This window comes from Vibrio sp. 1151_11 (assembly GCF_029478525.1).
Taxonomy (GTDB): domain Bacteria; phylum Pseudomonadota; class Gammaproteobacteria; order Enterobacterales; family Vibrionaceae; genus Vibrio; species Vibrio anguillarum.
The window spans coordinates 123,718-146,343 of sequence record NZ_SHMN01000001.1 but is presented as its reverse complement, the minus strand read 5'-3'; the positions used below and the strand labels follow the sequence as shown (position 1 = coordinate 146,343).

Sequence of the window (22,626 nt, the reverse complement as noted above, 5' to 3'; positions counted from 1 at the left end):
TGAGACAACACTAGCGATAGAGTTCATCACAAATCCATTGTGGTATGGCATTTAACGCTTTGATATTCTGTGTTGCGCCAATCTCTACTGCCGCTTTGGGCATTCCCCACACCACTGATGTTTTTTCGTCTTGAGCTAAAGTCAATGCGCCACGCAACTTCATTTTGAGCATGCCTTGCGCTCCATCTTTACCCATCCCGGTTAAGAGGATACCGATGGCTTTGTCTCCCACATTTTCAGCAACCGTATCAAACATCACATCTACTGAAGGTTTATGACGATTGACCGCAGGTCTATCGTCAACTTGACAGTAAAGGCGAGTGCCTTTTTTTATCACCATCAGATGCTTATCTCCGGGAGCAACATAAGCGCATCCATTCACTAAAGGCGCTTGATTAGCGGACAACTCTCTCACCTCTACGGCGCTACAAAGATTCAAACGCTCTGCAAAGGGGCGAGTAAACATCGCACTGATATGTTGAGTGATCACGATCGGTGGCAACCCTGCTGGTAAAACAGAGAATATGCTTTTTAATGCTTCTGTTCCGCCCGTTGAGGCTCCAATCGCGATCAACTGATAACGCGCCTCTTGGTGGCTAGCCGCTATCAGTTCGACCTGATTAACCGCCGCAGAATGATGCGATTGAACGACATTTGCCCCTGCCGCCATTTTTATTTTGTCGTTCACCAGTTCCCTATAACTTGCCATTTCAGCCGTGTTTTCGACCGACGGTTTAGGGAAGTAATCCACTGCACCAAGCTCTAATGCTTCTAACGTGGCTTGAGCGCCATGCTGGGTCAAGGTTGAAATCATCACTACCGGCATAGGGCGTAACCGCATAATATTTTTTAAAAATTGCACGCCATTCATTTTTGGCATTTCAATATCTAGCGTTAGCACATCAGGGTTGTGCTGCTTGATAAGCTCTCGGGCTTGGTAAGGATCTTGTGCCATTGCGACGACATCTAACATAGGGTCAGCATTAATCAGCTCGCAGAGCAGTGCTCTAAAAACGGGAGAATCATCGACAATCAGCACTTTGATTTTTTTCATTTAAATAGCTCCACATCATCACTCTCTTTATGCGCTTTACGATCCAACTGTGTGGCATAAACCTTTTCTTGAAAACTTAACCGGCTCACTTCGGTCAATGGAATTCTTTTTAGCCACACTTTACCTGTCATGGGTTCGAAAATGACTTTTCTCGGTTCGTCACCCCCCAAGTCACTGGCTTCGACAATAAGCCTTTCTTGCTCAACATAGTTTTTGATGAAATCTATGTTTTTCTGGCCAATCATGGCTTTAAAACCCAGCATTTGTGCTCCACCAAAGAGTTTTACTCGTAAGCGCTGACGCTCAGCCCCCATTTTGATCAACTGATTAATCAGTAGCTCCATCGCATAGCAACCATAACGAGAGGCGGTTGAAGCAATATCATCAGGATGCCAGTGATCAATTTGTGAATAATTATCAAAAGGCAATAAAAAATGGTTCATCCCCCCAACTTTGGCCGCTTGGTCCCACATACAGGCGGTAACGCAAGAACCTAAACCGGTACAAATGACCTCTTGTCGCATCGTACAGTACAACCCACCGGGCAAAACCTTTACCCAATCCACTTTTTGTTGGGGATGATAAAATCGGCTGAAATTCCGATTGTCGGTTGCCAAATGCATCGCCAACGAGGTCATTAATTATTCCTCATTTTTTCACGTAAATGGTGTGGCCGAGATGATGAAAAACATCAGCACAGCGCCCCACACTTTCTGAATGACCCAAAAATAAAATCCCATTCGGTTTCAACCATTCATAGAACCTTTCGATCAAAGCCTCCTGCGTGGGTTTATCAAAGTAGATCATCACGTTTCGGCACGAAATGAGGTCTAAATTCTTAGGTAACGTCCAAGGAGATAATAAATTCAGTTGCTGAAAATGGACAAAACGTTGTAATTGACTGGCGATTTTTATTTTTCCCTGTTTGATACCGCGCCCTTTTACAAAGCACTTTTTAAGATAGTGCTGTGGAATAGTAACCACAGCCTCATCGGTATAAATGCCCGCTTGCGCATGTGCCAAAACCTGTGTGTCTAAATCTGTTGCGTAGATATCAACATTGTCTGCGAAATCAAATAAACCGCTGCTGTATAGCGACGCAATAAAACTGTATGGCTCTTCACCACTAGAGCAGCCAGCAGACCAAATTTTAGGATGACGCACGCCCTGTGATCGCCACTCATCGAGCAGTACTTTTTCTAAAAACTCAAAGTGGTGGTACTCGCGAAAAAACTGGGTTTTGTTAGTCGTTAACGCATTGATAAAGTGGATCCGCTCTTGCTCATTATGCTCAATAAGCTCCTTGTAATCACAGAAACGCTGAATCCCCCGTCGACGCATCTGACGGCTCAAACGGCCGTAAACCATCGCTCGCTTAGCATCCGACAAGTAAATGCCAGCCGTTTTGTGCATAAACCACTGGATGAATTTGAAATCCTTTGCGGTGAGTTCAAATTCTTGGTCATTGTTCATCATGATTGGATGGCTATCTGTTAGAACTCTTCCCATTCATCTCCATCCTCATTGAGGTTGAGCCCAGAATTGGCAACGTTATTGGTGGCTTTAATGCCTGCCACTTTCTTGACCTTGGGTTTGGGTTTGGGTTGATGGGCGGAGATGGGTGTTCTTTTGGGCTCGAACGTTTTGATGTTGTCATCGGTGGTGAAATAGCTCATCAAGCTAATCAGCTCTTTCCCTTCATCTTTCAACGATTGGCTGGCCGCAGAGGTTTGTTCAACAAGAGAGGCATTTTGCTGCGTCATCTCATCCATGGCTGTAATTGCACGATTGATTTCGTCAATGCCCGTCGATTGTTCAATGCTTGATGATGCAATTTGGGCGATGAGATCAGATACTTTTGCTACAGCGTCCACAATCTCATTCAATGTTGCTCCTGACTCATCAACTAAACGCGATCCCTCTTCTACTTTCTCAACACTATCTTTAATCAGCCCTTTAATCTCTTTCGCCGCTGCTGCGCTGCGCTGCGCAAGGTTTCGAACCTCTCCAGCAACAACAGCAAATCCACGCCCTTGTTCTCCGGCTCTTGCCGCTTCTACCGCTGCGTTCAAAGCCAATAAATTGGTTTGAAAGGCTATCTCGTCTATCACTCCAATAATATCGGCAATCTTCTTACTCGAACGATTAATTTCCGACATGGCCGAGATCGCTTGCCCCACCACTTCACCACCTTTACTGGCTTTTTTGGCAGCATCACTCGCTAGATCGTTCGCACCTTTGGCGTTATCTGCATTTTGGCGCACGGTCGCTGTCATCTCTTCCATACTCGCGGCCGTTTCTTCTAAATTGGATGCTTGAGCTTCCACCCGTTGGCTCAAATCATTATTGCCTTGCGCGATTTCTGTTGACGCCGTAGCCACTCTGGCAGAAGAAATGGTGATTTTTTCAACCATATCGCGCAGGTTAGCAATCGAGGTATTGACCGCATTTTGCAGTTGACCAAACTCACCTTGGCTACCCTCTTCCATCTTGGTATTCAAATCGCCATCCGCCACTTTGCTCATGACGTCAATACACTGAGCCAGCGGTGAAACTAAGGTATCAAGCAAGTTATTAATCCCCTCGCCCAACTCCCGCATAAATCCGCTGTACACGGTGGTATCAATTCGTTCATTCAACTGCCCTGCGATAGCTTTTTGAATGAGGCTCTCTACTTGGTATTGACCATCTTGTTGTTCGGTAATATCGATCCATTGCAATGCAGGGCCAATGTATTCCCCTTTGTGATTGTGCATCGCAATACAAGTTAAATTAAATTGCAGCGCCCCCACTTTGATGTTGGATGAAAATGGCAAACGATCAGGGTTGGCAATAATGCTACGTTGATGGCCCGGGTTTTTATGAAAGATATCGATATTTTGTCCGACCAGATTATTGACGTCAAAGCTTGTTAATACTGTCCTCAACTCACTTTCTCTTGTACGCATCAACTTGGTCAATGAAGGGTTTAAGTATTGAATAATACCCTCTTTATCGGCCATCATTAGGTTGGTTGTCATCCCCTCGACTGCCGAAGCTAAGCGGCCTATTTCTTGCTCTTTTGCAATCTCTTGAGTGACATCACGCCACTCTAATGTGTTCCCGATATAAATACCGTCTTCATCAATAATGGCGCCAACATTAAGCTCGATCTTCACTCCTTTAATAGTAATCATGGTAGTGAAAGGCAAGTTGGCTGGATTCGACAACATTTGGCGTTGATGCTGTGGATTGACGTGAAAACCATCGATGCAGTAGCCAATCAATGACGACTCTTCAGCTTTAAAATCAGGCCAGACACTTTGAAAAAGCACTTCATGCTGCTTGAGTAGAATCAATGACTGCTTATTGAGATAGGTGATTTGAAAATCTCGGTTAATCATCATCAATGCGGTTTTTGCTGCATTAAGAGCAGAAAGAAGCTGCTGATTGGAGAGCCCTTCATTCTCATCGACCAATGGATCTTCTATCTGCTCAACAAATTTTTTTGGTTCTGGTTTGCGGTTCCAAAATGCCATGAGTATTCCCTCACAAAATAGCGTCTTCTACGAATGTCTGATTTAACCCAGGTACATCAAAAAGGGTCTCGATATTAATTAGGATCAAATGACCGTTAGCCACACTAGCAATTCCCTTCATAAATTGTGGTTCAACCGTGGTGGATAAGGCTGGTACAGGTTTTATCTCTTCAGCGGCTAAGTCATACACTTCTGAAACACCATCGACAATAATGCCGAGCGGATTGCGTTGCGCGTCATTCAAAACGATAACAACTGTCGTGGCCCCAATCTGTGCAGGTGGCAGACGAAAACGAATTCGAAGATCAACAATCGGTACATACTCACCACGGATATTGAGTAAGCCAACTAAGTAATCCGGTGCATTGGGTACAGAGCGCACATCACTCCAGCCGCGAACTTCTCGGACCTCAAGGATTGGCACAGCGTACTCATCATTATCTAGCACGAAACTAAGAAACTCTTGTTTAGACATCAGGGTTCCTCACTCAGTATTCGGTGCATATCAAGGAGCCCTTGGGTATCGAGCAGTGACATGACCTCTTCGCCAACATTGAGCAAACCGAGCGAATACGCAGCGGCAGGTGTTTCCCCCACGGCAGGAAACAGCACATTATCTCCCTGGCCAATCACATCACTCACTGCATCAACGACTAAGCCCATAATACGAGGCCGCTCTTGTTGCAGGCTACGAAGTACCAACACCACAGTCGTGGGAAAGTAGCCACAAGCCTCCATACCAAATCGAAGGCGCAGATCGATAATAGGCACAATCATGCCGCGTAAATTAATCACACCTTTCACAAAGCTAGGCGCTCGAGGAATAGGCGTAGGTGGCTCCCATACTCGAATCTCTTCAACATCTTGAATTGCTACCCCGTACAACTCATTCGCTAACCGGAAACTCAGAAAATCGGCCTCACAGCTTCTTTCTTCATAAACAGCATTCAAAACACTCTGTGTTTGATTCTCTTGTTGATGATTTGGTGAATAATCATATTCCATGGCTCTTCCCTGTCACCTTCACTAAGCGGCAATAATCTTGGGAGATAAACTTGAACGTCGATTCGAGTACGTGGAGATTAACCCTTGAATATCTAAAATGAGCGAAACGGAACCATCTCCCAAAATCGTAGCTCCTGATATGCCTGCCACTTTGCAGTAATTTGACTCTAAGCTCTTTATAACCACTTGCTGCTGGTCTAGCAGCTCGTCAATCAATAAGCCAACGCGACACCCAGCGGCTTCAACAAAGCAGAGTATTCTATCGGGCAAAGCACCACTTGATCCCATTTCCAGTTCATCTTGCAGACGTAAGATAGGAATATTTTCGTCACGAAGCCGGTACAGCTCAACCCCACCGGCGGCATACTTCACATTAGCTAAGTTGATTTGGATAGATTCGATAATGGTGAGCAGTGGGATGATGTAAACTTCCCCGCCTACTTTGATCAATTGCCCATCGAGGATGGCTAAAGTGAGTGGTAAACAGATAGTGAAATGGCTGCCTTTACCTAACGTGGATTCGACATCAATATGCCCACCCAACTCTTCGATATTACGTTTTACAACATCCATACCGACGCCACGACCTGAAATATCAGACACTTGTTCTGCTGTTGAAAACCCTGCGGCAAAAATAAGGTTAAGGATCTGTTTGTCGGTGATATCTTCACGCCGTGTATCTTTAGGTAATACACCTTTTTCTAGCGCCTTTTGAAATATTCTTTCACAGTTTATCCCCGCGCCATCATCTTTCACTTCGATCACTATCGAGCCACCTTGATGATAAGCATGTAGTTCAATGGTGCCGATTTCTGGTTTGCCTTGTTCAAGGCGAATGTGTGGCTGCTCAATTCCGTGGTCAATACCATTTCTGACTAAATGAACCAATGGATCAACAATACGTTCAAGGACGGTTTTATCGAGCTCGGTGTGCTCGCCAATGATGTTCAGTTCTACTTTTTTTTCAAGTCGGCCGCACAAGTCTCGCACAAGGCGAGGAAAGCGGCTAAAAGCAAAGCTCATCGGCAGCATGCGAATATTGAGCACATTTTCTTGTAAATCTTTACTGTTTTGCAAAAGCTGAACTAGGCCTGCTTGCAACTTTTCTAATTTATCCATGGTGAAATCGTTACCGATTTCGGTCAGCATTGATTGGGTGATAACAAGTTCCCCAACCAAATTAATCAGGCTGTCGACTTTCTCAATATCGACGCGAATAGAGCTTACGCTGGATTCTGCTTTCGCCACTTTGGGTGCAGCAGCGGGCGTAGACTCTATTGATTTTATGAGATCGATGGGTTTTATGAGATCTACTTGCTCTGCAGATGCGGTAGGGGGAACAGCGTTCGCATGAAACGTAGGTGGCACCTCGGCCGAAGATTCCTCGCTCTCGCTGATCATACCTTGGGTCGTCGATTCTTGTACTAAAGGTTCAACAATTAAGTCACATTCATCTTCAACCCATTCAAAAATTTCGCGAATATCACTCTCTTGCACTTGGCTACTGAGGAAAATAGTCCAGCTTAAATAACAAAGCTCAGCCTCTATTTCCGCCAATTCGGGAAGGTGTTCAAGCTGAGCTTCCGCCCTGCACTGATCATCCAGTTCATAAAGCTCTCGCAGCAACCGAAGTGGATCATTACCACTGAAATAAAGTTCTCTATGCGGAGTAAAAACGACTTTCCAACCTAAGTGGTTCTCGTTGTCAGAAGCCTTTAAGAGCGATGACGTCTGTTCATCTTCGGCGTCAAGCGAGTGATGGTCTGCTAGTTCATGATCAACCGTTGAATTGTCGGCAAGTAAAGCATGCAGTGACTGGCTGACTCTCTGCTGAAGCTCACTATCAACCTCATCATGGCTCTCATGCCCCGCGAGCATATTGCGAATGCAATCACCGCTTTTCAGTAAAATGTCCACACTTTGAGCGGTGAGAGTTGATTTTTCGTTACGGACGAGGTCAAGATACGCTTCGACAGAGTGGGTAAATTCACTGATATCCAGTAAACTAAAGGTCGCCGCGCCACCTTTAATCGAATGGGCAGCCCGAAAAATGGTATTAATAGTCTCTTTCTCAACCTGATTAGGGTCAAGATTAAGCAGTACATTTTCAAGCACTTCAAGATTTTCACGACACTCTTCGTAAAACATCTTGCGCAACAGTTCCATGTCTAAAGCCATAACTCTTCCTGCCAGTTAACGTCGTTTAACGAATGAAGCTTCTAATAAAATACGGTGTTCTATATGACCCGTTTTAGTGTTTTCAATAGCGTCTCAGGGTTGAACGGTTTAACCAACCATCCTGTAGCTCCAGCGAGTTTTCCTTCTTGTTTCTTTTCCATACTCGTTTCGGTGGTTAGCATCAAAATAGGAATAAACTTATATTGAGCATGACCACGTATCGCTTTAACTAACTCAAAACCACCCATCACTGGCATGTTGACGTCCGAAATAACAACATCAAATTTGGTTTGTTGTGCCTTACGTAATGCATCACTTCCATCAATAGCAGTTTCAACTTCATAGCCTGCATCTTTCAATGTATGGCTTAGCATTTGACGAATTGAAACCGAATCATCAACCGCGAGGATCTTTGTCATAGCCTCTTCCTTGCAAAATCTCATTACTCTGCGAACAAGCTTTCTAAAGCCAGTAGCGCAATACCTTCATTGAGCGTGTTTGTTGCGTTAACTAAAGTGATCTCAATTCCAGCTCGCTCTGCTGTCATAAACAAAGTAGCAAGCAGTTGTAGACCGGCAGCATCCACGCTATTGACTCGTGATGCATCTATTGTTAAAGGAGGAGTTAGGCTTAGCCATTGAAGATAATTTGCTTTGGAATCTAGTACCGTTGAAATTTCCAAAGACTCCGCCAACAAAAGATCCATATCTCATCCTTACGTACTATTTATATTCTATGTTTTAGGAGAACACCTGACTTTGAGTGTAGGAGGGAATACTCATTAAGCAAATGATTGAACACGTTAGGAACAAAAATAAAAACCTCATAATAATGGTGACCGTATGGTTAACTCATTAATATAGTTTAGATTTTTTATTCTGTGACTAGAACAAAAAATCCTACTCTTAAGACGTAAGTAGTAGGACTTTTTTGTCATATGACAAGCACAGTACATCTGGAGAAGGTGTCTGCTCTTACATTATTCACGCTTTACACTGTAAATTGGCTGCAGTTCATTGCGTTGAATGATCCACTTTACAGTGTAAATCATCTAATAGTCGATTGAGGTCATGACGGAGGGTAGCCTCAATCATTTTCCGTCCAGTGAGGTTTAATTGACTGGCACACTCTTGCCAGCTTTTCTTTTGCAACACTTTGACAATAAGTAGATCAGATAATCGTGATAGAGCAGCTTTATCCAATGAAGTAATTAGCCGATGAATCCATACACTCACACTCTCATAATCCGCACCGCCTTGTGCGTAACAACGCAGCAATGAATAAGGTAGGAAATTAACTTCATTTGAATCCGCGCATGCGACACGATCTCGGACCAATGACAAGGTGGTCCGAACCAAAGCCGGCTCTAAACTTTGTAAAGAATCAGATAGAGAGAAAATGAAATGCTGTTCGAAAATCTGTTCTGCCCGAGTTAACCAATCCAATTTTTTCGCTTGAACCATGATTAAGGAAAAACAGCCACTCGCACTGTCTCTGTGGCTCCCTAATTTTATCGGAACAAATTGGTTCTTAGCCCAAAAAGCCATTAAATCGCTCGTTACGCCAAAACTCGTCGCTAAATAGTCGGCATCATTTTCCAGCATGCACGCTTCAATCAAGCGGCTGCCCAACCCTTGATTTTGTAATTCGGGATGAACTGCAATACGCATGATGCGCTGACAAACACTCTGCGCTGCCTGCGTAATACCTACTTGATTAGCTAAGCAAACAGGAACTAGATGACCTTTAGGACGCCGCTTTCCTCGTTGGATCTCTTCCACTAAAGCGCTACAAAGCCCACCTTCACGAACTGTCAGCAAACAACCGACACAAACCTCGCCTACCATTGCAGCAACTAGCTGAACTTTATCGTCCGCTAAAAAATGAAATAGATCGTTCGGTGATGTCTGGTAATGAGCATTCACTAATAACGAAAAAATAGCGGCTAAGCGTGTCGGGTTGGCAATGAGTTGAGCCTTATCCAGATGCTCAATGTTAAGTGTCGCTAACTGTTCTGATGTCATCGTCGGCAATGTACCTAAATCATAATGAAGGAGGAAAGTATCGTAATGCCACGCTTCTAACGGATCACCCTGACGCCAACGGATCGGCTGATCTAAATGGAGAGTTCGAGTCCCAGCTCGATGGTGTGCTAACCAAGTTTGAAACTTAAGCGTGAACCCTCTCCCACACCCTTCGTAGCCATGAATGGTGGTAGAAAAGACCGCACGATGATAGTGTTCAACCCAGTTTTTTAACATTGATAAAGGCAGCGCGGCCGCTTCATCTACCAATAGGAGATCACACTGTGGCCGATGCAAAATCAGCTCATCCGGTGCCACAAACGTCAATGACGAGTTTTGCCAAGTAAGGGATTGTCTGGTGACGTGAGCGCCTGCTAAACCTTTAGCCGCATGTTCAAATATCGGCGCTACGGCATGGATTGAGGGTGCCGTGACCACAATATCTAATGAACGAGACGCCATCAATTTAGCCGCAGCAATACCAAGCGCACTGCTTTTCCCTCGTCCCCGATCGGCAGTGAGAACCAATGGTCGCTTGCGATGCCCATCCATAACACGAAGAATTGCTGAAACCGCATCAACTTGCTGTTCATAAATCGGTGATTGAGAACTGACTCGTGGATAAACGGGTAAAGGAGGGCAAGGTTGATTCTGTTCTATAACAACAAGCTGTTCGAACGCTCGCGTTAACCAGCGCTCAGCAAAAGAGTCATTACGCTGAGGGGCTTCAATGATCAACAGTAACCCACCACCGACCAGTGAACCCAGCGCAGCACTGAAACTGTTCGCATCAAAACCATGGTGATTATCACAAATAAGTAAATGGCATTCTTGACCAAGAAACTGCTGCCCTTTGTTGAAGGGGGCATAACGAACGCATGGTAACGGTTCTCCGCCTAACTGAAATATGGCTTGCCCCTCATTTTTTGCGAGAAAATGCATAAGCACGTGTTGTTGCCATTGAGGCTCACCACGGATTAAGAGCCCCATACGCCATAGGCTATTCTCAGCCTGCACCATCAAATCATCTAAATAAGCCGCTATCATGTTCATATTTACGCCACCTCGCTGAAACGCAATGGTAGCACAGCCGCTATAATCACTGTGCGTCGTTAAAAATATTTTTCTTTACGACAAATTATATTTGCTTTAATCGTGACCATTTTTAACTAATTATTCACCTACACCCCAGTACACTTCTGGGCTATTTAAGGAATTCAAATGCAATGAAAACTTTCATCAAAGGATTGGTTTTGGCAGCAGCTCTAACTTCTTCACACGTAAGCGCAGACAACAAAACACTCAACGTTTATGCATGGGGAGGATATCTTCCAGAAAAATCCCTCAAGCAGTTTGAGCAGCAGGAAGGGGTAACGATTAACTATTCGACCTTTGAAAATAACGAGTCAATGTATACCAAGCTCAAGTTGCTCAAAGGTGGCGGTTATGATGTGGTTTTTGCCTCAGCGTATTTCATTGAAAAAATGGGACGTGAAGGGTTACTAACCGAGCTGGATCATGCACAAATCCCGAACATGAAAGATGCCATGCCTTCACTACTCGGCCAAGCACACGATCCCAAAAATAGTTATTCCCTGCCCTATATTTGGGGGATCACTGGCCTCAGCTATAACGAAGCATTAGTACCAGAAGGTGTCTCTCGCTGGGCTGATTTGTGGGATAAGAAATATAGCCAACAAGTGATGTTGATTGACGATATTCGCGATGTCTTTGGTATGGCTCTGATCTTAAATGGCTTCAGTATTAATACAAAAAATGAAAAAGAGATTGAAAAAGCCTACCAATCATTGGTCGCGTTAAAAGATAATGTACTGTTGTATAACTCTGATGCGCCACATGTGCCTTATGTCTCAGGTGAAGCAGCGTTAGGGATGCAATGGAACGGGAATGCCTACCAAGGCCAAGTTGAGATGCCAGAGCTAAAATTTGTAATGCCGGAAGAAGGCGCAGTCTTGTGGATGGATAACTTTACTATTCCATCAGGCAGCAACAACAAAGCGTTGGCGCATAAATTCATCAACTTCATGTATCAAGCAGAGAACCAAGCTGAGATTGTGAATAGCTTAGGTTATGCATCGGCAACAAAAAGCGGCCGAGCGTTGCTTCCAGCAGAACTTCGCGACAATCCAACGATTTTTCCAGCCGATGAAGATATGGCTAAAGGGGAATTCATTAATGATGTTGGGCCTGAAGCGCTCGCTATCTACGAAAAATACTGGCAGCGTTTAAGAAATCAATAGATTCGAACTGAATAGACTTAGTTACTAAAAAACCCGCCGTGGCGGGTTTTTTATTCTTTACATGATGGATGCTTAATCAAGCTTAGATTGAATAAAATCTAATATTTCTTGCACCGTAGCATCATCCACCTTTTTCAAATTAAGCGCTAAATTACTGCCTTTACGACTGTAACTTACGCGGCCTTTGATCAGATCAATTTTTACATGCTCAGTGCGCTTAGGTGGCAACAACTCTTGTATCCAAGACTCAATTGTCTCTGTGACTTCTTTCGTCAATCGGGCAACACCTTGTACGCTACTACGCTGCCAAACAAATCCATCTTCAGATTGACACTTTTCCAACAAATTTGCTTGTTGCTTTGCATCGAGTTCATTAAATTGTTTATGCAATTTAACTATGGTTGGACGACCTAATTCAACCACATTTGGATAAGCTTGCAACAGCTCAAGTGGCAAAGCCGCTGCTTTTAGAGCACCACTTACTAGGGCCTCACTGCACTGAAATATCTTAGCTAAAGCTTTTTGGTCTTCCGCTTCACCGTTATCCAGCTTCGCTTGCATCTCTTTACCCTTCTCATAAAGAGAAAGCGGCTTGTGCGCGTTTGCCACATCCGAAAGAAACTTCGCATGTTCCGAGTTTATGTCTTCAGCAACATAAACCAAAAATTCTTTACCCGCCAAGATACAAGACATTCGACGACGGCTGCCATCAAGGACTTCAATTTTGCCCCCAGCGGTTTTACGACCAACCGCAGGATATTGCTGACCACGCTCGCGTAATGTACTCAATACATCAGATAGAGCATGCTCATTCAGAAAAGCTTGTTCACGCGCATTCTGCGTAAAAACAATCGTCTTTTCCGCTACTTGATCAGCGGGAATCTTGACCAGTTCGAAAGTGACTAACTCTTCTCCCGCAACCGCCAATTCGATGATTTGCGCTTGTTCTTTCGCTGCCGTTTGGGCTTCTTGCGGGGTGGTTGCACGTCGCTTATTCGCTTTACCAAACAGTTTCGCATTTAGTTCAGACGTTTTAATTGCCATGTTTTACTTATCCCTGATTTAGTGATGACCAATGACTGTGAAGCACTCGCTCAAGCTCCAGTGCACTTTTTTGCACAGCGTCTTGCGCAGTCGCTAGCGTCTTTTTACCACCTTCAAAATCGCTGGTGGTGAGATCAAAAACGGTGCTGTAGGTGTCAGCACAGGTTTCAAATGCTCGGCTACGCGGAATCGTCGCCATCATGACTTGATCACCCAACAGGTAATTCATTTCCGTTAATACCGAGACTTGCTTTTTATTATCATCTTCAAACATCGTCGGCATCAAACGTACAAATTCTAACCCTTTCCAATCTTCTGGAAACATTTCATAAACCGTAGGAAGGTGTTGAAAGAAATTGACGGTTGACGCCCAATCTAATCGCTTAGCCGCGCACGGGATCAGTAATGCATTGGAAGCATACATTGCATTCCATACCAATGGATCAACGTGTGGGCCAGTATCAATCATAATGATGTCAAAATCATCGCCAATCTTATCGATAAGTTTCTCTTTCAGTAGTCGAACAATATCAAGCGATTGGTTTTGCGAAAGATACTGCCACGCTTCTGCGTTAAACATTGCATCTTCAGGAAATGCAGAGATGGTTTTTAAATTGGGATATTGGGTTGGCAACATCACGTTCTTATGTAAGAACGCCTTGTCCACTTCAGTGTCTTCAGGCACGTTGTCTAACATAATATCAACGGCAGAATAGATATTACTGTGCTCTGATAAACTTATTTGCGGGTTGAGAAATAACCGTAATGAACCTTGCGGATCTAAGTCAATCAAGCAGATACGGTAACGCTGATCCAAATTCAGGGCGAGGCACGCGGCTAGATGGACAGCCGTCATTGATTTACCTGTCCCCCCCTTTTGGTTCTGAACATTGATGACCCAAGGCTTATGATCACCATGCTTTTTCCTTTGGTGGAACTTAGGCACACCAGCGGCATCCATGAGCATGTGAGCTTCCGCTAAAGAAATTGAATAGTGATTTGCATTGTTTTTAGTAAATTGATGGCCAGCTTGTTCCATTTTGGAAATGGCATCATCTAGCTTACGGCGTGTTAAGCCTGAACGAGTTTCCATTAGCGCTTTTGACATCGCTGGGAAATGGTCATCACTACGTTCTTCTAAAACAATTTCAATTCGGTCAGCTTGCACCTGTTGAGTTTGCTCGGCGAGCTGGTAGAGATTCGCTATGGTTTGTTCTCTTTTCATTGCCAAATTCCATAATAAGTACCTAACGTAGATTGTACAGCAAACAATTTAATACTCAACAAAAAGGTGAACATTCACTTTTAGATTAATATCACAATAAATAGAAAAACATATCGGAATTTAATGAATTGACCTCATTATGGTCATCATTTTTCCTTAAATAATGGGTAACTTAGTCCATTATTTATTTGAACATTAAAAATATTACAACGTAACTTATTTACATTGTAAATGAGCTTAAAATAGCCGGAACGATTAGAGAAGCAGCATAATTTACGGTATGTGTCATTTGGAATGATGTTCCCCCGGCAGATCAATTAAATAATCGTACAACATGAATAATAATAACTAGAGCGATAGGGCAGGGGAAACTTATCCTTTTAGTCAGGGAAACAGGACGCATGATCAAGGCTAACATGATGATCATGCGTCCGAAGAGATCCCTCGCCACAGGAACAATGATCAAGAGGAATTAGCGCCTTCCTTATCGGCAAATAATCAGAAAACAAATGGATCTTCATCGGATCAATGATCAAGTGTGATTTAAGCTCGGAAGCATGTAAAAATAGCGCATAATTACGGGTGATTGCAGATGGAGTAGGGGCTGAGCAAGATACCTAGTACATAACAAGTAAAATTTAAAACACACCAAATAACAAAACCTTCTTCAATACGCTCTTGATCATGCTTTCGACACACTCTCACTCCTTATAATAGAAGCCGTTAAAAGAGTTATTTGTCATTTCAATTCGTGTTTATGCCAAAATCGACTTTGAAAGAACATTTAATGCACTTCCTTGATCATCTTTCCAAAGAAAAACCAAGCCCATATTCTTCATCTAGCTCAAATAAAATAATCACTTCAACTCATCATGTGGATAAGTTGTGCATGAGCCATGATCATGCTTTAAGAAAGTGTTTGATCATTGATTCAGTCGTCTGATGATCATCGTTCGGAATGTGATTGATCATGCTTTCTTCTCTACAATGATCATGTTTTCAGTTTTCTATGATCATGCTTCTGAAGGGGATTTTTTTTTATCCCTATAAAACAATCAATTAGGCTGCTCATTAAGGCATGATCATTAGATCATATAAGCAATATAGATCAGAATAATCAAAAAGATCAGTTGGTTAAAAGCAATAAGTTTTTCTTTATTTATGATCTCTTTTTCTTTATTCTATTGGAACTATAGCGATATTACGGCTAGTGTGATACGGATCTAATAATGAACGCAGACGAAAAAATATTGATCAAAGCACCAAGGAGCCACAAAGATGGGCATCTTTTTGAAGTTTCAGAAACTGCTGTTGATTGGGTTGATCAATACCAACATTTTAAAGGTGTTACCAAAAGTATCGTTGAACTTCTTAACCTAATCTCATTAAGAGGTTTCCGCAGCCAAGATGGGTTAGTCTCAACAACAGAGTTAATTGAAGCAACCGATGGCCAATTGACCAGAGCGGCTATTCAGCAACGGCTACGTGCTGCAGTAAGTATTGGTTTATTTAAACAGATCCCGGTGAGATTTGAAGAAGGTTTAGCTGGCAAGACAATGCTGCATAAATTTGTTAACCCAAATAAGCTCATCTCTGTGCTTGGTTCAACCAGTCTGGTAACTGAATCAGTAAAACAGACAGAAAAACGCAAGCGTTCAAAAGCGCTGGCTCAAACTCAGGTCAATAAGCGTTTGTTGACAGAACATGGGCTAAATATTCCACCAGCGATGAAAGACGAAGCGGATCAGTTTGTGGTTTCACCCACCAATTGGGCTGGGATCATTGATCAAGCATTAGCTCCACCGAGAACTCGTAAAAGCTACCAGAAATCAATGGTGTCGATTTCTGGTACCCGTGCGATCATTGAAACTCGTTCTTCCAAAAATATCATGACAGTGGATGATCTAATGACACTGTTTGCACTGTTCACCTTAACGGTGCAATACCACGATCACCACCAAGAAGATTACCAACTTAATACCAAACACACACCGAATAAAACCCCATTGTACATTACTGATATTTTGTCGCTTCGCGGTAAAAAAGATAGTGGCCCAGCAAGAGATTCTATTCGCGATAGTATTGATCGGATTGAATTTACAGACTTCCAACTGCATGAGTTAACCGGCCGTTGGCTGAGTGAAAACATGCCAGAAGGATTTAAGAGTGATCGTTTTCGGTTCCTAGCAAGAACGATCACCGCTTCTGAAGAAGCGCCAACGGAAGGCGCTGATGGTGAAATTAGGATCAAACCTAATTTGTACATTTTGGTGTGGGAGCCTTCATTCTACGAAGAGTTACTCACTCGCGATTACTTTTTCTTGTTTCCACCAGAGATCCTAAAGCAACATACGTTGGTCTTCCAACTCTACTCCTATTTTCGCAGTCGCATGTCGCGTCGCCATACCGACAGCATGCTACTGAGTGAATTGAACCAAAAGTTGGCCCGTAATATCGAATGGCGTCGTTTTTCGATGGATCTTGTCCGTGAGCTAAAACGATTATCGGAAGGAAAGGGCAGCGATTCGTTATTTGTCGTGAATCTTTGGGGCTATCATTTGACGGTCACCACACTGGTGGATAAAGAAAAAGTGATGGATTACCAAGTCGACATTAAGTGCGATGTGGAAGAAGTCCTGCGCTACTCGCGCGCTCGTACCACCAATGCAGGCAAACGCAACATGGCTCCAACGTTGCCTAACCCACTGCGCAATGAGATGGTTTCTAAGCAAAAATTAGAAGAACTTTCTGAGATCATTGATGGTGAATTTGAACCGATTCAACGTAAAGCACCATCTCCAAAGGGTAAGCTGGGACGAAGAGTTAAGCAGCGCAAACACCTAGTAGAGATCAATGCCGATGAAATTACGATTACCTTATCTAAATATACCTCTCCAGAGGCCCTAGAACGCAGTATAACGGCGTTATCAGCAATGACTGGGCATCCACCATCCTCTATCAAGGAAGAGTGTACAGAGCTGATTGATAAGCTGGATTGGCTGAGGGTTGGAAATGAGGCGATCTCTTATGAGACGTTAAGTAAATTGATCGAGCTCTATAACACGAAAAACGAGAATAAACATTTATCGATCGAACGTTTGATCTCGGGTCTCGCGGTACGCCGCAAAGTGTGCAAGCAAGTGTACGAGGGGCATTTAGATGAATCCGTATTCCGGGCACTTGATGAAGTCGCTATTGGTATTTAAAAGGTATTTAAAACCAATTTACAACACAACCTTGACATGTAGCTGACATTTTGTTTTAGAAGGTTCGTTAGTATAGAAAACGAATAGACAACCTTTTGTCCTATCTGATGAATTAATAGATTGGCTCATATATGTTTTTAGCGAGTTATATAACTCGCTATTTTTTTATCTGTTGATCCCTGCAATCAATTAATACCCTCGCTTTATACCTTGATCATCGTTCCACGCGTAATATGCAAGAAATCGAACATGAGCATCAATTAAACTTCGGGATAAGGCCTCATCAACGTGCTGTTGGTTGAGATGCTCCAAACTCAGTACCATCAACTGCTGCATCCGTTTTATACACCAAGATTTTAACTCAAGTTCACTACTCGGCTCCGAGACACAACGCTGAAAACGAGCGTAAGCAAGCTGCAGATATTGGAAGGCAAGCTCACCGTCAATGAGCTTGTAGTACTCATATTGGCGCAGGCAAGCATCAAGCCAACAAGCAATTGCTTTACTTTGATCATCACTCAGATCCGGCCCCCAGATCTCTTGTGGAGCATTAAGGATCAGAGGTTGTAATTGAGCCACCTGGTCATAGCGCTTGTTCAGATGCCATTGATGGATCTCGGTTAACCAGTCGTGAAGCTTACACATCGCGTCTTACCTACAACTTTAAATGTATTAACTACAGTCTGGTGCATTTCAAGCTTATTTGCCAAACAGAAATGGGGAACCATGTGCTAAAAATCAGCACATTGAAAGAGCGTGGGGTAGGGGGGACTGCGATAGTATGCAACAGTATAAAATGAGCGCTAAAACGCTTGAATTCATGTACGCAATATTTAAATTTAGCCTCGTCTAGCAAGGTTGGCAAAGTAATATTAATAGTTTTAAAAATAAGGTTTCTAAACCATCGCCAAAATCACAATATGGACGAAATATGCTTAACAAATCAAATGTCGTTTGCTACAGATTACATGTCCCTTACGTGGTTTGTTCGGAGGTAACAATGTCCATAAATTCTATTGACCATGACGAAATGACTGATATTGCAAATAAGTGGGACTTCACGGAAGAAGTAGAAACTCAAAAACCAGTTAAAAACCTTAAATCAGCCGAAGCTCGCCGTCGTATTGAAGCATTAAGAGAGATTCGAGAAAGTGGTTTAACCATTGAAGAAGCGAAGGAGCTAGGCATACTTCACTGACGAGTTCTCACCATTAATCCCCTAAGGGTGGCGCATAGCCACCCTTTATATTTTCCAATTTTCTTGATTTCATACCGATAAATTGCACATTTATGCTCTTAATTTTCCTATGTCCTATGCTATATTTCGTGCCACGTATTTACCGATCTAGGCTAACTCATGTCCTTCAACCTATCTTTACTTGCCGCTGAAGAGAAAAACAAAGTAGAGCTCGATAAACAAGCTTCCTTTCTTGTTTGGAAACTCAAGCAAGGAAAAGCAGGGCCTGAAGCGATCACTCAGCAGCAGTCTAAAATTGCCAGTGAGGCCGAAAAAGAGTGGTTTTTACAATCGGTGAACAAATACAAAAGAGTGATGGGTGTTGCGTAGCATTCATGTCTTTGCTAAGTGGAAAATTGAAATGATCCCACTTTTTGCTAAAATCCCTCGCGTTAAATTGAATTAGAGAGATCATCCCTATGGGAAGAAGTTTTGAAGTGCGCAAAGCCTCAATGGCGAAAACTCAAGGCGCAAAAATTAAAGTCTATTCCAAATACGGTAAAGAAATTTACATGTGTGCGAAAAATGGTGGTTCGGACCCAGACATGAACTTGTCTTTGCGCCACCTGATCACAAAAGCGAAGAAAGACCAAGTTCCAGGCCACGTTATTGATAAAGCGCTAGATAAAGCCAGTGGTGGTGGTGGTGAAGACTACCAACCTGCTCGTTACGAAGGTTTTGGCCCTGGCGGCGCAAGTGTTATCGTTGACTGCTTAACAGATAACGGCAACCGTACGTTCCAAGATGTGCGTCAATGCTTTGTTAAAACGGGTGCGAAAATTGGTACTCCAGGTACCGTATCACACATGTTTGATCACCAAGCGGTATTTCAGTTCAAAGGGGATGATGAAGATTCTATCCTTGAAGCACTGATGATGGATGATGTCGATGTGACGGATGTTGAACTGGAAGATGGTGTGATCACTGTATTTGCACCTAACACTGAATTCTTCAAAGTGAAAACATCGCTAAATAATCAGTTCCCTGATTTGACTATCGATGTGGAAGAAATCACGTTCGTTCCACAAACACACACACCGGTCACGGGCGAAGAGGCGGAGAAATTCCAGAAATTCCTCGACATGCTAGATGACTGTGATGATGTTCAGCAGGTTTACCATAACGCTGAGCTGTAATAGAGCGAATTAATGAGAAGCCGAGTGATTGACTCGGCTTTTTTTTATCTGTGCATTGCTAACCGTGGTCTTATTCATAGAGAATGACGCAAGGATACATACAGCCCACACTCAGTTACGTGTGTTCGTCCGTTTGGGCTGCTGGGTAATAATAAAAGGAGAAGTTAATGAAAGTCAGTTTTATTGGATTAGGGGTTATGGGATACCCTATGGCTGGGCATCTAAAAAACGCAGGATTTGATGTTAGCGTCTACAACCGCACTCAAGCTAAAGCGCAGCAGTGGGCACAGCAGCATCATGGGCATGCAGCGCAAACAGTCGCAGAGTGCGTGCAAGATGCCGATGTGGTTTTAACCTGCGTTGGCAATGATGATGATGTCCGTAGCATGACGACTAGTGACGGCGGCGCGATAAGGGCGATGAAACGCGGCGCAATTTTGGTTGATCACACCACCACATCGGCACTGTTAGCCGAAGAGCTGGCGTCTGCGGCTCATAAAGCGGGCATTCGCTTTATGGATGCTCCTGTTTCTGGTGGCCAAGCAGGGGCTGAAAATGGTGTGCTAACCATTATGTGTGGTGGAGATGCCGAACTGTTTGAGCAGCTGCAACCCGTATTTCATGCTTATGGCAAGTCATCGGTGCTGATGGGGAAAGCAGGGCAAGGACAACGCGCAAAAATGGTCAATCAAATTTGCATTGCTGGCGTATTAAATGGTCTGTCGGAAGGATTGATCTTAGCGGAAAAGTCAGGGCTAGATATTGGCGTTTTGGTTGATTGTTTGAAAAATGGAGCCGCAGGTTCATGGCAGATGGAAAACCGCGCTGTGAATATGTCAATAGGTAAGTTTGATTACGGCTTTGCCATTGATTGGATGATCAAAGACTTGGGCTTTTGTTTGGATGAAGCGCAACGAAACGATCTAAAATTGCCGATGACAGAAAAAACTTATCATGCTTACCAAGCCTTGTCTGAGCAAGGTGAGGGAAGAATGGATACTTCTATCCTTATCAAAGCCGTTAATTCATAAATATCACAGCTCAGAGATAGACTCAATTGGCCCTATTTAGGGCCATTTACACTGTAAACCTATAAATCGATTCCTATTTATCTTCTGGCCCCGCATACCTACAGTGTCTATCTGTGTGCCTCTTTTCGAAAAACAATTGTATAAAACCATGATCGCCTACCGATTAGGGAGGACAAATGTCCTTCATTTTTGTTTGCTGTGCGTGACTGTGCTGGATGAATCGTCAACTAATTACATTTACTGAAAAATCTTAAAATTTGGTTTTTAGTTTCAATAAAGTCACACGAATCCAGTTTAATATGCTGTTAATTCGGTATTTTCATGGTTTTCAATCCAAGCCAAGCCCCTTGATTATAGTGATTATGACCAAGGTCTCAAAATGATCATAATGATTAATAGGAGTAGGATTCGCGACATTATTATTTTTATATAAGTGAAAAAGCAGTGAAAGACACTAAGGAAATGGCTCATTTTAGTCATGTTCAGATTTCCAATTGGACTAAACACGACACCTATTGGCTACTCAGTTTATTTGGTACGGCCGTTGGGGCTGGCATTCTATTTTTGCCAATCAACATTGGGTTAGGTGGTTTCTGGCCATTAGTGTTAATGGTCTTACTCGCTTTTCCGATGACTTATCTCTCTCATCGTGGTCTTGCACGTTTTGTTCTCTCATCGCGCCGTCCTAATGCTGATTTTACCGACGTTGTTGAAGAACACTTTGGCCAAAGGGCTGGTCGCTTGATCTCTTTGCTGTATTTCCTCTCTATTTTCCCAATCTTACTGATTTACGGTGTAGGTCTAACTAACACGGTTGATAGCTTTTTGGTTAATCAAGCGCAGATGGTCGCTCCCCCTCGGGTGCTGCTTTCTGGTGGCTTAGTCTTTGCGTTAATTGCCATTATGCTGGGTGGCGAGAAGATCATGTTGCGCGCTTTTGCTGTTATGGTTTATCCATTGGCGGCTATTTTATTATTTCTCTCGCTCTATTTGATCCCGTATTGGTCAGTGCCGTCATTAGCATTGCCGCAAACGAGTGATTTCTTACACACAGTGTGGCTAGCCATTCCTGTCGTGGTGTTTTCTTTTAGCCACGCAGCGGCGATCTCAAGTTTTGCCAATGTTCAACGTCGTCATTATGGCGTGATAGCGGATAAAAAATCAGAGCAGATTCTGCGTTACACCAGTCTTGTATTAATTCTGTTTGTCTTGTTATTCGTGTTCTCTTGCGTATTGGCTTTATCACCAGAGGCATTGCAAGAAGCAAAAGTGCAAAATATTTCAGTGCTGACTTACCTTGCCAATGTCACAGATAATCCCTTTATCGCCACTCTAGGCCCTTTAGTGGCGTTTATTGCCATTACCTCTTCCTTTTTAGGGCATTTCCTTGGTGCGCGAGAAAGCCTTACGGGGCTGTTGTGTAAAAACTTTGGTCTGTCATTGCGTCTTGCTGGGCGACTCACCATTGCGATTTTGTTTGTCACGATTTGGATTGTCGCGATACTCAACCCCAGCATTCTGGGAATGATGGAAGCGTTTTCAGGCCCCGTGATCGCTATGATTCTGTTTATTATGCCGATGATTGCTGTATTCAAAGTGCCATCGCTGGCGAAGTATCAACAGCAGATGAGTACACCCTTTGTCATGGCGATAGGGTTATTGGCGGTATCGGCATTGCTTTATAACTTGCTCAATTAAATCAGCCAT

Annotated in this window: 20 protein-coding genes; 7 read left to right on the top strand and 13 right to left on the bottom strand. The window is 43.3% G+C overall.

Annotated elements, in window-relative coordinates:
- Positions 1-10: 10 nt before the first annotated feature.
- From EXZ60_RS00640 to EXZ60_RS00595, 10 genes are all read right to left on the bottom strand, one after another.
- Entirely contained in the window at positions 11-1,054 is a 1,044-nt protein-coding gene (locus tag EXZ60_RS00640) for a chemotaxis response regulator protein-glutamate methylesterase (RefSeq protein ID WP_277435102.1), read from the bottom strand.
- The gene (locus EXZ60_RS00635; RefSeq protein ID WP_019283027.1) at positions 1,051-1,692 is read right to left on the bottom strand and encodes a chemotaxis protein CheD; all 642 of its coding nucleotides are present in this window, start codon (positions 1,690-1,692) and stop codon (positions 1,051-1,053) included. The genes EXZ60_RS00640 and EXZ60_RS00635 overlap by 4 nt, the downstream gene beginning before the upstream one ends.
- Positions 1,693-1,702: 10 nt before the next feature.
- Positions 1,703-2,563, bottom strand: coding sequence for a protein-glutamate O-methyltransferase CheR (locus tag EXZ60_RS00630; protein ID WP_017044936.1), 861 nt, complete (start codon positions 2,561-2,563; stop codon positions 1,703-1,705).
- On the bottom strand, positions 2,548-4,572 hold the full coding sequence (locus EXZ60_RS00625; protein ID WP_094132875.1) for a methyl-accepting chemotaxis protein: 2,025 nt from the start codon (positions 4,570-4,572) through the stop codon (positions 2,548-2,550). Before EXZ60_RS00625 ends, EXZ60_RS00630 begins: the two co-directional genes overlap by 16 nt.
- 10 nt (positions 4,573-4,582) lie before the next feature.
- On the bottom strand, positions 4,583-5,047 hold the full coding sequence (locus EXZ60_RS00620) for a chemotaxis protein CheW (RefSeq protein ID WP_013868216.1): 465 nt from the start codon (positions 5,045-5,047) through the stop codon (positions 4,583-4,585).
- Entirely contained in the window at positions 5,047-5,577 is a 531-nt protein-coding gene (locus EXZ60_RS00615) for a chemotaxis protein CheW (protein WP_017044938.1), read from the bottom strand. The genes EXZ60_RS00620 and EXZ60_RS00615 overlap by 1 nt, the downstream gene beginning before the upstream one ends.
- Positions 5,578-5,598: 21 nt before the next feature.
- Positions 5,599-7,755, bottom strand: coding sequence for a chemotaxis protein CheA (locus tag EXZ60_RS00610; protein WP_277435101.1), 2,157 nt, complete (start codon positions 7,753-7,755; stop codon positions 5,599-5,601).
- 59 nt (positions 7,756-7,814) lie between these two features.
- On the bottom strand, positions 7,815-8,174 hold the full coding sequence (locus EXZ60_RS00605; RefSeq protein ID WP_040122889.1) for a response regulator: 360 nt from the start codon (positions 8,172-8,174) through the stop codon (positions 7,815-7,817).
- Positions 8,175-8,197: 23 nt separating this feature from the next.
- Positions 8,198-8,461 (bottom strand): STAS domain-containing protein, encoded by a 264-nt coding sequence (locus EXZ60_RS00600; RefSeq protein ID WP_019283030.1) that lies wholly within the window; start codon positions 8,459-8,461, stop codon positions 8,198-8,200.
- Positions 8,462-8,768: 307 nt separating this feature from the next.
- Positions 8,769-10,832 (bottom strand): GNAT family N-acetyltransferase, encoded by a 2,064-nt coding sequence (locus EXZ60_RS00595; protein WP_277435100.1) that lies wholly within the window; start codon positions 10,830-10,832, stop codon positions 8,769-8,771.
- A gap of 173 nt (positions 10,833-11,005) precedes the next feature.
- On the opposite strand from EXZ60_RS00595, the gene EXZ60_RS00590 reads away from it, so the two are divergent.
- Positions 11,006-12,040 (top strand): spermidine/putrescine ABC transporter substrate-binding protein, encoded by a 1,035-nt coding sequence (locus tag EXZ60_RS00590; protein WP_017044942.1) that lies wholly within the window; start codon positions 11,006-11,008, stop codon positions 12,038-12,040.
- 72 nt (positions 12,041-12,112) lie between these two features.
- On the opposite strand, the gene EXZ60_RS00585 is transcribed toward EXZ60_RS00590, so the two are convergent.
- Positions 12,113-13,084 (bottom strand): ParB/RepB/Spo0J family partition protein, encoded by a 972-nt coding sequence (locus EXZ60_RS00585; protein WP_194574871.1) that lies wholly within the window; start codon positions 13,082-13,084, stop codon positions 12,113-12,115.
- 7 nt (positions 13,085-13,091) lie between these two features.
- Positions 13,092-14,309 carry a ParA family protein gene (locus EXZ60_RS00580; RefSeq protein ID WP_026027506.1) on the bottom strand — a complete coding sequence of 406 codons (1,218 nt, stop codon included), beginning with the start codon at positions 14,307-14,309 and terminating at the stop codon, positions 13,092-13,094.
- A gap of 1,229 nt (positions 14,310-15,538) precedes the next feature.
- Here EXZ60_RS00580 and EXZ60_RS00575 point away from each other — a divergent pair.
- Positions 15,539-17,515 carry a replication initiator protein RctB domain-containing protein gene (locus EXZ60_RS00575; RefSeq protein ID WP_017043500.1) on the top strand — a complete coding sequence of 659 codons (1,977 nt, stop codon included), beginning with the start codon at positions 15,539-15,541 and terminating at the stop codon, positions 17,513-17,515.
- Between the two features lie 189 nt (positions 17,516-17,704).
- Here the strand turns inward: EXZ60_RS00575 and EXZ60_RS00570 are convergent, their stop codons facing one another.
- Positions 17,705-18,160: a hypothetical protein gene (locus EXZ60_RS00570; RefSeq protein ID WP_013868228.1), complete on the bottom strand. Its 456-nt coding sequence runs from the start codon at positions 18,158-18,160 to the stop codon at positions 17,705-17,707.
- A 355-nt stretch (positions 18,161-18,515) separates the two neighbouring features.
- Between EXZ60_RS00570 and EXZ60_RS00565 the strand changes: the two genes are divergently transcribed.
- The 5 genes from EXZ60_RS00565 to EXZ60_RS00545 all read left to right on the top strand — a co-directional run bounded on the left by EXZ60_RS00565 (position 18,516) and on the right by EXZ60_RS00545 (position 22,617).
- Positions 18,516-18,713, top strand: coding sequence for a hypothetical protein (locus EXZ60_RS00565; protein WP_017043498.1), 198 nt, complete (start codon positions 18,516-18,518; stop codon positions 18,711-18,713).
- Between the two features lie 159 nt (positions 18,714-18,872).
- Positions 18,873-19,082, top strand: a complete 210-nt coding sequence (locus EXZ60_RS00560) for a DUF3283 family protein (RefSeq protein ID WP_017046863.1) — start codon at positions 18,873-18,875, stop codon at positions 19,080-19,082.
- An 89-nt stretch (positions 19,083-19,171) separates the two neighbouring features.
- The gene (locus tag EXZ60_RS00555; RefSeq protein ID WP_017044945.1) at positions 19,172-19,888 is read left to right on the top strand and encodes a YebC/PmpR family DNA-binding transcriptional regulator; all 717 of its coding nucleotides are present in this window, start codon (positions 19,172-19,174) and stop codon (positions 19,886-19,888) included.
- A 167-nt stretch (positions 19,889-20,055) separates the two neighbouring features.
- On the top strand, positions 20,056-20,919 hold the full coding sequence (locus EXZ60_RS00550) for an NAD(P)-dependent oxidoreductase (protein ID WP_088729337.1): 864 nt from the start codon (positions 20,056-20,058) through the stop codon (positions 20,917-20,919).
- Between the two features lie 444 nt (positions 20,920-21,363).
- Complete coding sequence (locus EXZ60_RS00545) at positions 21,364-22,617, top strand: aromatic amino acid transport family protein (RefSeq protein WP_088729338.1); 1,254 nt, start codon at positions 21,364-21,366, stop codon at positions 22,615-22,617.
- Positions 22,618-22,626: the final 9 nt, after the last annotated feature.

Coding starts and splice junctions, on each gene's coding strand:
- EXZ60_RS00635 (WP_019283027.1), bottom strand. CDS start 1,692: ATGACCTCGTTGGCGATGCATTTGGCAACCGACAATCGGAATTTCAGC.
- EXZ60_RS00625 (WP_094132875.1), bottom strand. CDS start 4,572: ATGGCATTTTGGAACCGCAAACCAGAACCAAAAAAATTTGTTGAGCAG.
- EXZ60_RS00630 (WP_017044936.1), bottom strand. CDS start 2,563: ATGGGAAGAGTTCTAACAGATAGCCATCCAATCATGATGAACAATGAC.
- EXZ60_RS00555 (WP_017044945.1), top strand. CDS start 19,172: ATGGGAAGAAGTTTTGAAGTGCGCAAAGCCTCAATGGCGAAAACTCAA.
- EXZ60_RS00640 (WP_277435102.1), bottom strand. CDS start 1,054: ATGAAAAAAATCAAAGTGCTGATTGTCGATGATTCTCCCGTTTTTAGA.
- EXZ60_RS00595 (WP_277435100.1), bottom strand. CDS start 10,832: ATGAACATGATAGCGGCTTATTTAGATGATTTGATGGTGCAGGCTGAG.
- EXZ60_RS00610 (WP_277435101.1), bottom strand. CDS start 7,755: ATGGCTTTAGACATGGAACTGTTGCGCAAGATGTTTTACGAAGAGTGT.
- EXZ60_RS00570 (WP_013868228.1), bottom strand. CDS start 18,160: ATGTGTAAGCTTCACGACTGGTTAACCGAGATCCATCAATGGCATCTG.
- EXZ60_RS00585 (WP_194574871.1), bottom strand. CDS start 13,084: ATGGCAATTAAAACGTCTGAACTAAATGCGAAACTGTTTGGTAAAGCG.
- EXZ60_RS00550 (WP_088729337.1), top strand. CDS start 20,056: ATGAAAGTCAGTTTTATTGGATTAGGGGTTATGGGATACCCTATGGCT.
- EXZ60_RS00615 (WP_017044938.1), bottom strand. CDS start 5,577: ATGGAATATGATTATTCACCAAATCATCAACAAGAGAATCAAACACAG.
- EXZ60_RS00620 (WP_013868216.1), bottom strand. CDS start 5,047: ATGTCTAAACAAGAGTTTCTTAGTTTCGTGCTAGATAATGATGAGTAC.
- EXZ60_RS00605 (WP_040122889.1), bottom strand. CDS start 8,174: ATGACAAAGATCCTCGCGGTTGATGATTCGGTTTCAATTCGTCAAATG.
- EXZ60_RS00590 (WP_017044942.1), top strand. CDS start 11,006: ATGAAAACTTTCATCAAAGGATTGGTTTTGGCAGCAGCTCTAACTTCT.
- EXZ60_RS00560 (WP_017046863.1), top strand. CDS start 18,873: ATGTCCTTCAACCTATCTTTACTTGCCGCTGAAGAGAAAAACAAAGTA.
- EXZ60_RS00565 (WP_017043498.1), top strand. CDS start 18,516: ATGTCCATAAATTCTATTGACCATGACGAAATGACTGATATTGCAAAT.
- EXZ60_RS00600 (WP_019283030.1), bottom strand. CDS start 8,461: ATGGATCTTTTGTTGGCGGAGTCTTTGGAAATTTCAACGGTACTAGAT.
- EXZ60_RS00580 (WP_026027506.1), bottom strand. CDS start 14,309: ATGAAAAGAGAACAAACCATAGCGAATCTCTACCAGCTCGCCGAGCAA.
- EXZ60_RS00575 (WP_017043500.1), top strand. CDS start 15,539: ATGAACGCAGACGAAAAAATATTGATCAAAGCACCAAGGAGCCACAAA.